The organism is Cohnella sp. LGH, from assembly GCF_017671885.1.
GTDB lineage: Bacteria > Bacillota > Bacilli > Paenibacillales > Paenibacillaceae > Cohnella > Cohnella phaseoli.
Map to the genome: position 1 here is coordinate 5,357,093 of NZ_CP072117.1, position 12,422 is coordinate 5,369,514.

Annotated in this window: 10 protein-coding genes; all 10 read right to left on the reverse strand. The window is 55.1% G+C overall.

The window, feature by feature from the left end:
• Positions 1–66: 66 nt before the first annotated feature.
• The gene (locus tag J4772_RS22930) at positions 67–1,413 is read right to left on the reverse strand and encodes an extracellular solute-binding protein (protein WP_209071538.1); all 1,347 of its coding nucleotides are present in this window, start codon (positions 1,411–1,413) and stop codon (positions 67–69) included.
• Between the two features lie 89 nt (positions 1,414–1,502).
• On the reverse strand, positions 1,503–3,071 hold the full coding sequence (locus J4772_RS22935) for a response regulator transcription factor (protein WP_209071539.1): 1,569 nt from the start codon (positions 3,069–3,071) through the stop codon (positions 1,503–1,505).
• Positions 3,068–4,864 (reverse strand): cache domain-containing sensor histidine kinase, encoded by a 1,797-nt coding sequence (locus tag J4772_RS22940; protein ID WP_116065334.1) that lies wholly within the window; start codon positions 4,862–4,864, stop codon positions 3,068–3,070. Before J4772_RS22940 ends, J4772_RS22935 begins: the two co-directional genes overlap by 4 nt.
• Before the next feature lie 167 nt (positions 4,865–5,031).
• Complete coding sequence (locus tag J4772_RS22945; RefSeq protein WP_209071540.1) at positions 5,032–5,529, reverse strand: hypothetical protein; 498 nt, start codon at positions 5,527–5,529, stop codon at positions 5,032–5,034.
• Between the two features lie 167 nt (positions 5,530–5,696).
• Positions 5,697–7,070 carry an RsmF rRNA methyltransferase first C-terminal domain-containing protein gene (locus tag J4772_RS22950; protein ID WP_209071541.1) on the reverse strand — a complete coding sequence of 458 codons (1,374 nt, stop codon included), beginning with the start codon at positions 7,068–7,070 and terminating at the stop codon, positions 5,697–5,699.
• Between the two features lie 922 nt (positions 7,071–7,992).
• The gene (locus J4772_RS22955; RefSeq protein WP_116065331.1) at positions 7,993–8,379 is read right to left on the reverse strand and encodes an OsmC family protein; all 387 of its coding nucleotides are present in this window, start codon (positions 8,377–8,379) and stop codon (positions 7,993–7,995) included.
• A 75-nt stretch (positions 8,380–8,454) separates the two neighbouring features.
• Positions 8,455–9,441, reverse strand: a complete 987-nt coding sequence (locus tag J4772_RS22960; protein WP_209071542.1) for an ABC transporter ATP-binding protein — start codon at positions 9,439–9,441, stop codon at positions 8,455–8,457.
• Positions 9,419–10,447 carry an ABC transporter ATP-binding protein gene (locus tag J4772_RS22965; protein WP_209071543.1) on the reverse strand — a complete coding sequence of 343 codons (1,029 nt, stop codon included), beginning with the start codon at positions 10,445–10,447 and terminating at the stop codon, positions 9,419–9,421. The genes J4772_RS22960 and J4772_RS22965 overlap by 23 nt, the downstream gene beginning before the upstream one ends.
• A 25-nt stretch (positions 10,448–10,472) precedes the next feature.
• Positions 10,473–11,378 carry an ABC transporter permease gene (locus tag J4772_RS22970; RefSeq protein WP_116065328.1) on the reverse strand — a complete coding sequence of 302 codons (906 nt, stop codon included), beginning with the start codon at positions 11,376–11,378 and terminating at the stop codon, positions 10,473–10,475.
• A gap of 15 nt (positions 11,379–11,393) precedes the next feature.
• Positions 11,394–12,344 carry an ABC transporter permease gene (locus tag J4772_RS22975; RefSeq protein WP_116065327.1) on the reverse strand — a complete coding sequence of 317 codons (951 nt, stop codon included), beginning with the start codon at positions 12,342–12,344 and terminating at the stop codon, positions 11,394–11,396.
• Positions 12,345–12,422 lie beyond the last annotated feature (78 nt).

Sequence of the window (12,422 nt, forward strand, 5' to 3'; positions counted from 1 at the left end):
GAGTCGTTAACCGTTCGATCCCAGAGCCGGGAACCCCCGGCTGCTGGAATCTCGATTCCCGCTACGTTATTTGGCCATTGCGAGCTCTTTCTCATGCGCATCCTGAATTTTCTTGGCGATCGCTTCAGGAGATCCGCCCATTAGCAGCTCTTGCAGACCGTTGTTCATAACGTCGGCGACTGCGGAGCTAAGGCGTCCGTCGTATACCGGCGTCGTCGTGACCGTGCCCAGCAAGCCGTACACTTCAGCGAAGATCGGGGAAACCTTGGACTTGTCCAGATCGACCTTGTAGCTGACCAGTTGATTGCCTTCCAGCGTCTTCTTCTGAACTTCCGGGCTCGCCATCGTGTAGATCAGCTTAAACGCAGCTTCCTTGCGAGCGCCTTCCACGTTCTTGCTCAGTCCCAGTCCCGTTCCAACGACGCCGGACAGGGAATTCGTGCTGCCTTTTCCGTCCGGTACGGACGGCAACACCGTTGCGCCCATATCGGCCAGCGCTTCAGGGGAAGCGTTCGCGGCCAAGTTGGTCAGCGCCCAGCCACCGTCGATCATCATCGCGGCTTTGCCCTGCGCGAACATCTGCTCCATCTGTGTATTGTCGATGCTGTTGAAGCCGTCCTGGAACGCCTTGGCATCGGACAATTGCTTCAAGTAAGCGAGCGCCTGGACGAATTCCGGATCGGTGAACTTCGCTCCATCGCCCGCCACCGCTTTGAGGAACCATTCCGTGCCCGTCACCCGGTCGCCCAGGGAGCTGAGAATGCTGGATTGGGCCAGCCATGCGGCTTTGTTGCCGAGCGCGATCGGAGTAATCTTCGCCTTGTTGAACGTGTCGACCAGGCTCATCAGCTCATCCCACGTTTTAGGCGGCTGTACGTTGTTGTCGGCGAACATTTTCTTGTTGTAGTACAGAATCGACGTCGGGGACAGCGCCATCGGAACGGCGTAGGTGTTGCCGTCGATCGTAAAGTCGTTAAAGGAGTTCGGAAGGAAGCCTTCCTTCCATTCCGGTTTGCTGTCGATCAGTTCGTTGATCGGCTGAAGCAGGTCACCGCCGTGGAATTCCTTCGTCATGACGCCTGGCCACATGACGAACAGGTCCGGCATTTCGTTCGCCGCCGCCACCGTCTTGAGACGAGCGCGGTAACCGTCGGGCGGGATGCCCTGAATATCCAATTGAATGTTCGGGTTGTCCTTCTGGAACTGTTCCAGCGTGGCGCGCATCGTCTGAGCGCGCAGGTCGTCGCCCGTATAGTTATGCCAGATGGACAGCTTAACCTTCTCGCCGGCGGCGTTCGTCGCGGAAGCTTGGCCGCTCTCTTTGGAGGAATTGCTGTTTCCGCCGGAGCCGCAGCCGATCAGAGATACCGCCATGCACGCGGTCAGCAGTGCAGTTAACCATGTCTTTTTCATTCGTTATGCCCTCCTCGTCTCTCGTTACAAGTTCAGTATACAAGGCGACAACAATCGGGATAACGGGATAAACTTCGGAACGAGGGGGGTCATCTCTCAGCTTCTTTTGGCGACTGCCGGTATTCGGACGGAGTTTTGCTGGTATGCTTCTTAAATTGCTGAGTAAAGTACTTAATATCCGCGTAGCCTACCCGATTGGCGATATCGGCTACCTTGATCGGCGTGCTGTGCAGCAATTCGGCGGCTTTGCGCATCCGCTCCTGCGTGACGAATTCAAGGTAGGTCATTCCCGTCTCCCGCTTAAACACCTCGCTGAAATGATTCGGATTGGAATGCACGAAGCCGGCCACCTGCTGCAGCGACAGCGGCTGATCGAGATGCTCGCGAATGTAGTCGGTCGCCTTACGGATATACGCGAAGCGAGATCGGTCCACCGATTGATGATAAGCCGCCATAATCGCGGACAGGCTTCTAAACACTTCGTCTTCCGGCCGTCCTCCCCAATCGTAGACGACTGCCGATTGCGCTCCCAGTTCTCCGGCCGACTCTCCCATGCGCGTTCGCTCCAGCCAGCGATGGCCTGCAATGACGACAGAATGCAAATAGGCTTGCAGCGTAGACGGCGTGGCCGCCGGGTCTTCCACCTGCGCCCTGACCGTCTGGTTCGTCCAATGTCTAAGACCGGTCGCATCGTTACTCATCAGCAGCGCCGACAGCTCCGCTTCCTCCTGCTCGGAGCACAGCGTTCTGCCGCCCGTTCTGCTCCTCAGATGCTCGGAGGAGAACAATCCGCTGCTGCCGATCAAGCCCTTAAACGAATAAATCCGATCGGCCTCCGCGAAGGATGCCGACAATTGCTCGCAGCCGCCCACGGACCGCCCGAGCGCGGCGAAAGTCTCGCACTTGAGAATTTGTCCGATCCGTTTCATCTCGCGGGCCAGCGAAGCTTCATCGGGCGCTCCCGCCTCTTCGCGAAGCACGACGATAAGGCGCTCCTTGTCCGGTAGCGTCATACAAGTTAGCAGTTCGCTCATCATGTTGTCCACCGCTCCGATTAACAATCCCTCGAAACGCTTATCCCCCCAACCGGAAGCCGAGACGATTACGACCCTCATGGAAAATTCCCCATCGTCGTTCGATTGTCCATCCTGCTTGCGGAGCCATTCGTTGATCGTATTCAACTCGTCCTCGCTGGCGTCTTCCTTGCCGCCGTTCAGCAGCTTCATCAACGTCTGTCTGTTCAACTCGTTGCGCTGACGCAGTTCCTGCTTCAGCAGCTCTCTTTTGTCCAAAATATTTTGCTTCGCTTTCAGCGCGGCCTTAATAATCTCTTCCGGTCGGCTCGTTTTCAGCAAATAGTCGGTGACGCCGCCGCGAAGCGCCTGCTGAACGTATGCAAAGTCGTCGAAGCCGGACAGGATGATCACTTCCGTGTCGGGCAGCATCCGCTTCACTTCCTTCATCAGCTCGATGCCGTCCATGCCCGTCATCCGAATATCGGTAAGCAGAATGTTCGGTTTCTCGTCCGGAATTCGTTCCAGCGCCTCTTCCGCGGAGGCGGCCGGCGGGATCAAATCCAGCCCGAGCTCCTTCCAATCAATTACTGTGCACAGGCCGTTGCGGATAATAACCTCGTCGTCGACGATCATGATTTTCATGGCTGTTGCCCCTCCTTAAGCGGTATCAGGAACGAAATTCGCGTGCCGCGGCCCGCCTGACTGTCGATCGTCAAGCCGGACTCGCTGCCATAGTGCAAGCGGAGCCGCCGGTGAACGTTCAGCAGGCCGTAGCTTCCGGTATTCGGCTTCGCCGCGTCTCCATTGCGTGGGCTCGGCGCCGAGTCGGCATCCGCATACATCCGGGCTCTAATGTTCCGCAGCGTCGCTTCTTCGATGCCGATGCCCGTATCCTCCACCACAAACTTCATCGCGTCTCCGTTTCGCTCCCCATGCACGAACACTTGCCCCTTCTCCTTTTTTTTCTGAATGCCGTGGATCAGACTGTTCTCTATAAGCGGCTGAAACAGCAGCTTCAAGATGGGCAAATCCAGCAGGCTTGGATCGACGAAAAATTCGAGCTCGAATTGATCGGGGAAACGAATGGACTGTATGTACGCGTAGTTCTGCGCATGAGCGATCTCTTGACGAAGCTGACAATACTCCTCGCCCTTGTTCAAGCTGAATCTCATAAAATCGCTGAGCGCGCCGACCATCTCGGCAATTTGCTTGTCCTTGTTCATTAGCGCGATCCACTGAATCGAAGATAGCGTATTGTACAGAAAATGCGGATTGATCTGCGCCTGAAGCGCCTGCATGTCCGCTTCCTTTTTCTTCGCTTCGTTTTTCTGGACCTGGTCCTTGAGCAGGTCGATTTTGTCGCCGAGCTTATTGTAGCTGCGCACGAGCAGCCCGATCTCGTCCGTGCTTCGAACGGGATAGAGCGGAATCGGATCGTCCGGGTTCACATGCCTCAAATACTTCGTCAGAACGGTCAGAGGCTTGGTCACCCATTGGACGAACAGCAGCATGAGTCCGACGGCGAGCACCAGCGCGATTCCCGTCGCAAACGCCGTTACGCTCAGCACATAGGCGTTCTGCGCCCCATAAACCCGCGTCGGAATGAAGCCGACAAGCTTCCAGCCCAAGTTTGGGATCGTATTGTACAGGATCGTCTTCTGCTCTTTTCCTTTTCCGTATTGAAGTACCCCGCTAGCTTCGTTCAACTGCTCCATATGAGGCATTACCTCGGCGATGGGCCTGGATAGCCACGACGGATCGCCGCCGGAGACGGAAATGATTCTGTCCTCTTTGTCGAGGAGCAAAACATAGCCGCTCTTCTCCCACGCCGCTTCGTTGATGAAGCGTTCGATCTCCTTCTGGTCGAGACTGACCGAAATCCAGCCGATCTCGCGGAAATTGTAAAAATTTCGAATCGGCCGCACAATCGAGACCACCTGCTTGACGCCCTCATTCGTATAATTTGTATACAGGGATGTCCACCATTTCGAAGTTTTCCGGTAATCCATCTTGAACTGCTCCAGCAGCGGGGGCAGCCCGGATTCGAGAATGGTCGAGTTGGACAGCTCCGGCTTGCCATCCAGCGGTTTGATCGTAATATTAGAGATGTATTTTTTGGAAAATGCCAAGTTCGTCAGCGTCCCGATAATCAGAGAGTAGCGGGTGACGTCCTCCGTCTTGTTGTCCAGATAAAGCTGAATGTCTTTCTCACCGATCAAGAAAATGGACATATTCTCCACGTCCTGAATGACGAATTCAAGCTTGTCCTTCACCTGCTTCAACGTATTCATCCCCGACTGCTTCGCCTTCTCCTCCGTTACGGAAGCGGCGATCCGATAAGAAACGATACCGGTAATCAGCATCGGAACCAAGATCGCGAACACGAGCAGCAGCGTTAACTTTCGTTTCAGCGATTTCGCGAGCCAGCGTCTCATTTCTAACCTCCTCCGACAAACACTTCTTCGACGTCTCTTTGGTTCAACTTACATAGTATTCCGAAATTCAGTAATATTCGACATGATCCAGATGAATTCCTCGCCTTGTCAGCGGCAAACAAAGAAGAGCTGCGCGGCAACTCCGCAACAGCTCTCTACGTTTAAATTTATTTGGCGCGCTTAAGCGCGCGAATATCTGTATCATGTTCGAGCGATTTCAAAGCGAGCGACTCGATGATCTTGCCTTGGCGTTCCTGCCCCATTGTCAGCGTTTCGATCGTCAATGTTTCGATCGTCGATGAATGCTGCTCTTGGACACCCTCGATTTTCCCTACCCATTGCTGGGTCTCGACAGCCGCAACTTTGACTTGGTCAAGCTTCTCTTCCATGCTGTCCATCCGTCGTTCGATACCGTCCATACGCTGCTCGATACCGTCCATACGTTGTTCGATACCATCCATCCGTCGTTCGATACCGTCCATACGTTGTTCGATACCGTCCATACGCTGTTCGATACCGTCCAATCGCTGTTCAACACTATCGAACCTCTGATCCATCCCATCCAACCGCTGTTCAACACGATCAAACCTTTGATCCATCCCGTCCAGCCGCCGATTGACCTGCTGCAATTCGGTGAGAATGGACTCCAATACTTGTTCGCTCATGCCTCTTCCTCCCCATAATCCTTCAAATGTACCGCAGACTAGCTTTGCCATTCGATAGGTTATGATCCTCCTTGGGGTCGAAAGGAGTCAGGGACCTTTTCTCTATTTTAGCTAATATACACTTGATGGACAAGCTTTTTGCTTCCGTTGGTTACGTCATGAAGCGCTCATCCCCCAGTCCACCGAAGCCCCTTCGGAAAATGATTTTTCAGCGTTCCGTCCGCCAGCTTGCCCCAGCCAAGCGAAAAGCCGTCGACATCGACGAGATGCCATCCCTTCGGCCCGTCGACCTTCAATGCTTCGCCCTTCAAATAAGCAAGCGTCTGTGGCGAATCAGCGGTTAAGCTGAGGCTATTCCGAGCCCCGTTGGCCTTCAGCGACAAAGCTAACGCATGCGAGGGCTCGAAGCGGTTTTTCTTTAACGTGCCCAAATGCCATCCCGGCCGGACAATCTTCAGTTGATCGAGAGAGAGCATCCCTGCGGGCAAAATGTACAGTTGATCTCCAAACAGAGTAAATTCTCCCGAAGGCGTAACCGTCAGCGTCTCTTCGGCAAATGCGAAATAGTCCTTCAACGCTTTGCGGTCGCTCAAGCCTTTGGCGTACTTGCGTCTTGCCGGCTCCTCTTCTCCGTCCGTCTTCCTCAGCACGGCGGCGTAATGGCCCTCGCCGCGAATGCGGTGCGGCCACAGTCGCAGCGTCTCGCCAATGCCGGACGCAGCGTCCGAAGTCCAGTCCGCTCTACCTAGGTCAAACCCTTCATAAGCTTGCGCGTCCTCAATCACAAATTCCGGATGAAGCGCCACGAACCTGCTGATCGTTCCTTCGTTCTCTTCCGGGGAAAACGTGCATGTCGAGTAGACGAGCCGCCCGCCTGACTTCAGCATCCTTGCGGCGCTTTCTAGAATATTGAGCTGCCGACTCGCGCACATGGTCACATGTTCGGGGCTCCATTCCGCGCAGGCGTCGGGATCTTTTCGGAACATGCCTTCGCCCGAGCATGGGGCGTCGACCAGAATTCGGTCGAAGAACACTGAAAACCTGTCGGCTAGCTTGTCCGGCATCTCATTGGTCACGACCGCATTGCGTATACCCAGACGCTCAATGTTCTGGGACAAGATTTTTGCGCGGGCGGGATGCGGCTCGTTGGCGATCAGCAGCCCTTCCCCGTTCATCCGGCCGGCCAGATGCGTCGTTTTCCCTCCCGGAGCGGCGCACAAGTCGAGCACTTTTTCTCCCGGCTGCGGGTCCACGAGCGCGCCGACGGCCATCGCGCTAGGCTCCTGAATATAAAACAATCCCGCCTCATGGTAAGGATGCTTGCCCGGACGGTCTTCCTTTCCATAATAGAACCCTTCCGGCACCCACGGCACGCCAATTAATTCGAAAGGCGCAAAGCGAAGCAATTGCTCCGCCGATATCTTTAACGGATTTACTCGCAGCCCCTGGGCTTTCTCATTGTCATAGCTGGCCTCGAAAGCCTCGTATTCTTCGCGCAGTAGCTCTTTCATTTTATCTACAAATAGTTGCGGCAATTGCATGGCTGTATCCTCGATCGTTTATTTGGGATTAATCTTACTATAACTCGGGCGATCGCCACAACAAGGCTGGAGTGGAGGACTTGCACATGTCTGTTAGGCGTTGGAACGTCCAACTGAATTCCGGGTATACGAAGCTGCTCGCATTTCGAACGAATTGCTCCCCACAACGGGAAAGACCGTCCCTTGTGCCATTAGAGGCCATTACAGGAACGGTCTTGCGGCTTGATTCTGGGAAACGTTCTTGGCTCCTTTTCAGCTGCCGGAGCTCTCTGTGCAAGCACATCTTCCCGTACTCTTCTCGTCATCGCGTTTGATTATTGCTTTATAATTCAAGTGATTCCCTATTTTGTAAACTGGGATTCATGTCTGATTATGACCCTTATTTAAGAATTGACTCCTTGCCGCAGGAATGAAGATAAAATACTATGATTGGAAAAATGGTGACTATAAGCAGTGATCGTAGGCCCGAACGAAACCGATCGGTACGTTGCGTTCGATCAGGGAAGCTGTAACTGTAGGGTAACTGGCAGGATCTAAGGAGAGGTGGCCCTTTTAGGCGAAATTAGAGCGGGTTTCCCGCTTTAAATGGGAGGATTCCCCTTTTATACGAAATTAGAGCGGGTCTTCCGCTTTAAATCGGAGAATTTTCTCTTTTGAGGAAATTAGAGCGGGTCTCCCGCTTTAAATCGACTCATATCCTCAATTCGACAAAATTAGCACGGATTTTCCACCTAAAATTGCTCCCCCACCGCCCCGTCAACCAAGTAGAGCGGAGAATGCTCTCAACGGGTGTCCACTTTGAATTCTAGCAGCAGAATCCGCCTTGTCTGTCCCATCCCGAACTCGCGTCGATGCTATCGGGCGTATACGAAAAAATGGAGCGGGGGATTTCTCCCTGCTCCATCTGCTCCGTCCTCACCGCTTATACCTCTACCGTCTCGATCGCCGCGCCGTTTCTCAGCGTGTTGCCGATGGTGCACACCTCTTCGGCCGCTTCGATCAGCTCGTGCTTGTACGCCTCATCCAGCGAATCGGGCAGCTTCAGCGTTACCTTGAAGTCCGTAAAGCGATCCGTCACGCCCTGAGCCTTGCTCGCCGCTATCTCGATCTCGATTTCGGAGGCGTCGTAGTCCACTCCGTCGCGGGCAAGCTTCTTTTGCATCGAGATCGACACGCACAGACCGAGCGCGGCCTCCAGCAGCTCCTTCGGATTCAGCCCGCTGCGGTTAGGCGCCGTGGTGCCGATGACCTGCAGACCCGCTTCGTTGTAAACGACGTTCTGTCCTTGCGTAATTCTCACCGTTGTCATAGCTGTATCTCTCCCTTGGAAGTCGTAGTTGTAGTGGCAAAGTTAATGTTAATGGCAATGGCAGTGAACTATCCCTTACACGTAATGGCAAGCAACTCGATGTCCCGGCCGAACCTCTCTGGCCGCAGGACGATCGACTCTGCATTTGTCTGTCGCCAGCGGGCAGCGCGTATGGAACGCACAGCCTGACGGCGGGGACAACGGCGAAGGAATCTCGCCCTTCAGAACGATCCGTTCCTTCAGTCGGCTGCGGGTATAATCGGGAACCGCCGATAGCAGCGCCTTCGTATACGGATGCAGAGGCTCGGCAAACAAATCGTCCGTGGGCGCTTCCTCGACGATTGCACCCAAGTACATAATGCCGATCCGGTCGGAAATATAGCGAACGACGCTGATGTCATGTGTGATAAACAGCATCGTCAAGCCAAGTTCGGCTTGAAGTCCGCGCAGCATATTCAGAATTTGCGACTGAATGGATACGTCGAGCGCCGACACAGGCTCGTCGCAGATCATCATTTTCGGATTGACGATCAGAGCCCGGGCCAATCCGATCCGCTGCCGTTGGCCGCCTGAAAATTCGTGCGGATAACGGAAATAATGCTCCGGCTGCAGGCCTACGACCTCAAGAATGCGGAACACCTTCTCCTGTCGCTGCTCCCGATTGCCGATTTTATGAATGATCAGCGGCTCTTCGAGAATGTCGCCAATTCGTTTGCGCGGATTCAAGGAAGAGAGCGGGTCCTGGAACACGAACTGAATGTCCTTGCGAATGCTGCGCAGTTCCTGTTGCGACAGCTTGACGAGATCCTTGCCCCGATAGAGCACTTCCCCCGAGGTGGCGGGAGTCAGGCCGAGGATAGCGCGTCCGGTCGTACTCTTGCCCGAACCCGATTCGCCGACGAGGCCGTACGTCTCTCCTTCGTACATGCGGAAGGTCGCTTCCCTGACCGCATTCACATGAGCCTTGGGGCCAACCAGCCTTCCGAAGGGGCCGTACACCGGAAACTTCTTGACCAATTCGTTGACTTCCAGTATCGGCTCAGCCGCCAACTGCTTCGCCATCCCCGTTCCTCCTCTCTTCCATCGCGTCGATCTCGGCGTAATGCCAGCATCTGACCCGGTGCCGCTCGTCAGCTTGCAGCATCACCGGGTCTTCGTTACGGCACTTCTCGTCCGCATAAGGGCAGCGAGTCGAGAAGCCGCACCCGCGCGGAATATCGAATAGCGAAGGCACTGTTCCTTCAATTACATGCAGCTTCTCGTTGCGGTCTCCGTCCAGCTTTGGAATCGATTGGAGCAGTCCTCGCGTATACGGATGAAGCGGCGAGCGGAACAACTGCTCCGTCGGCGCCTCCTCGACAATACGGCCCAAATACATGACTTTGACCCCGGTACAGATTTCCGCTACGACCCCCAGGTCGTGCGTAATAAACAGAACGCCCATCCCCAATGTCCGATTCAGCTCTGTGATCAGTTCCAAAATTTGCGCTTGAATCGTGACGTCCAGCGCCGTCGTCGGCTCGTCTGCGATCAGCAGCTTCGGCTCGCAGGCCAGCGCCATTGCGATCATCGCACGCTGCTGCATGCCGCCGGAAAGCTGGTGCGGATAATCGTCCACACGCGTCTCCGGGGATGGGATGCCCGTCAAGCCCAGAATTTCGATCGCTTTCTTGCGCGCTTCCTTCTTCGACAGCTTCTTGTGCAGCCGTAGCGTCTCCTCGATCTGGTTGCCGATCGTGTATACGGGATTAAGCGAGGTGAGCGGATCCTGGAAAATCATCGAGATATCGTTGCCGCGAACGGCTCGCAGCTTGGACAGAGGCATGTCCAGCAGGTTTTCTTCCTCGAACAGAACCTCGCCCTCGTATTCGACCGAATCGGTATGCTCAAGCAGCCGCAGGATCGATTGCGACATGACGCTTTTACCGCAGCCCGACTCGCCTACGATGCCGATAATTTCACCGCGATCCATCGTAAAGCTGACTCCGCCGACGGCCGTCGCCCTGCCCCGCTCCGTATGAAAATGCGTCTTCAAGTTGTTGAGTTCCAATAGAGGCGCCTGATTCATGTCTCATCCTCCGTCCCGTTCGATGTCATGATTTCTTCTGTCTGAGCTTCACGCGCGGATCGAGAAAATCTCGCAGCCCGTCCCCCAGCAGGTTCAGGCCGAGAACGGACAAAATGATAAACACGCCGGGGAAAACAACCATCCACCAAGCCTTGTAAATGACCAGTTTGCCTGCATGAAGAATGTTGCCCCAGCTCGCTTCCGGAGCCGGAATGCCCGCACCCAGAAAGCTGAGCGCCGCTTCGGAAATAATCGCTTCCGCAAATACAAAGGTCGCCTGGACGAGCAGCGGCGATAGCGTGTTGATGGCGATATGCTTCCAGAGAATGCGGGAATCGCTCGCCCCTTGGGCATGCATCGCTTCGATATAAGTCTGCTCGCGGACGACCAGCGCCGACGAACGCACGACCCGTGCGATGTTCGGCGTAAATACGATCGTCAATGCGATAATAACGTTAATAGATGAGGCCCCTAGAGCAGCCATTAGAGCGATCGCGAGCAATACGCCGGGAATGGCAATCAATCCGTCGCAGATGCGCATTAGAATATGGTCCAGCGTCTTATAATAGCTGGCATAAATGCCGATCACGAGCCCGAGCAGCGAGGACAGCAGCGCCACAACCAAGCCGATGCTCATGGACACCCTCGCACCGTATACGATTCTCGTCAGTAAATCCCGCCCGAATTCGTCGGTTCCGAGCAGATGCGTGCCGCTTGGCGCCTGCAAGCGCTCGGTCACCTTCATCGCATAGGGATCAAACGGCATGAGCAGAGGACCGACGGCTGCGATCAAAACGAACAGCACGAACAGTACGGCTCCGATCGTCAATCCGTAATTGCTTCTGAACCTGCGCAAACGAAGGGCTCGCTGTTCTTTTTTCAGCCGTTTGCTCATCGCGGCGATATTCTCTTTCGCCATTTCTTGCGCCATGTTGTCCTCTCCTCCCTATTTACGGTCTAGACGAACGCGGGGATCCACCGCGCCGTATAGCAGGTCGACGATCAGATTGATGCCCACATAGATGAGCGTGACAATCAGAACGACGCCCTGAATCACGGCGAAATCCCTGCGCACGACCGAGTTCAGGATGAGCTGGCCAAGTCCGGGAATATTAAAGATCGACTCCACCACGACCGCTCCCGTCACCAGCGTGCCGAACGTCTGTCCGATAACGGTCAGAATCGGCAGGAACGCGTTGCGAAAGGCGTGCTTCGTCAGCACGGTCAGCTCCCGCAGACCTTTGGAGCGCGCCGTCTTAATATAGTTCAGGTTCAGAATCTCCAGCATCGACGAACGGGTCATTCTGGTGATCAGAGCGGCCTGAATCGCTCCCAACGAAAGTCCGGGAAGAATCAAATATTGCAAATGCTCCCACAGCCCTTCTTTCAGCGGCTCGTAACCCGCGACCGGCAGCCATTGCAGCTGCACGCCCACGATCAGCATCAGAAACAGTCCGAGCAGGAAGCTGGGGATCGCCAAGCCCAGCAGCGACACGCCCATGAGCGAGTAATCGATCGGCGTCCCCCTCTTGTACGCGGCGATCATCCCGAACGGAATCGCCAAAATAAGCGCGATGAGCTGTCCGAGCACCGCCAGCGACAGCGTCGGGCCGATATGCTCGGCAATGGCTTGTCCGACGGGCTGGCGCATGAAGATGGAATCGCCCAGATCGCCTCGCAGGACGCCGCCGACCCAATGAATGTACTGCTCATGGACGGGACGATTCAGTCCAAGCTTCTCATTCAACTCCTGAATATCCGCTTCCGAAGCCTCGATGCCCAGCATGGCGGCCGCGGGGTCGCCCGGCGTCAGGTGAATGATCAGGAAGATCGCGACCGTGACGACGAACAATACGGGAATGAGAGACAGGAGCCTTTTTGCAATGTAAGCCAGCATGAAATCCCCTCGTTCGATGAATGGTCTGATTGAATCAATAGAAGGAGGGTGTCGGCCAAGCTGCTAAGCAGCCTGGCG

Excerpts from the sequence above, each read along its gene's own strand:
- J4772_RS22930 (WP_209071538.1), bottom strand. The coding sequence starts at position 1,413 with ATGAAAAAGACATGGTTAACTGCACTGCTGACCGCGTGCATGGCGGTA.
- J4772_RS22935 (WP_209071539.1), bottom strand. The coding sequence starts at position 3,071 with ATGAAAATCATGATCGTCGACGACGAGGTTATTATCCGCAACGGCCTG.
- J4772_RS22940 (WP_116065334.1), bottom strand. The coding sequence starts at position 4,864 with ATGAGACGCTGGCTCGCGAAATCGCTGAAACGAAAGTTAACGCTGCTG.
- J4772_RS22945 (WP_209071540.1), bottom strand. The coding sequence starts at position 5,529 with ATGAGCGAACAAGTATTGGAGTCCATTCTCACCGAATTGCAGCAGGTC.
- J4772_RS22950 (WP_209071541.1), bottom strand. The coding sequence starts at position 7,070 with ATGCAATTGCCGCAACTATTTGTAGATAAAATGAAAGAGCTACTGCGC.
- J4772_RS22955 (WP_116065331.1), bottom strand. The coding sequence starts at position 8,379 with ATGACAACGGTGAGAATTACGCAAGGACAGAACGTCGTTTACAACGAA.
- J4772_RS22960 (WP_209071542.1), bottom strand. The coding sequence starts at position 9,441 with ATGGCGAAGCAGTTGGCGGCTGAGCCGATACTGGAAGTCAACGAATTG.
- J4772_RS22965 (WP_209071543.1), bottom strand. The coding sequence starts at position 10,447 with ATGAATCAGGCGCCTCTATTGGAACTCAACAACTTGAAGACGCATTTT.
- J4772_RS22970 (WP_116065328.1), bottom strand. The coding sequence starts at position 11,378 with ATGGCGCAAGAAATGGCGAAAGAGAATATCGCCGCGATGAGCAAACGG.
- J4772_RS22975 (WP_116065327.1), bottom strand. The coding sequence starts at position 12,344 with ATGCTGGCTTACATTGCAAAAAGGCTCCTGTCTCTCATTCCCGTATTG.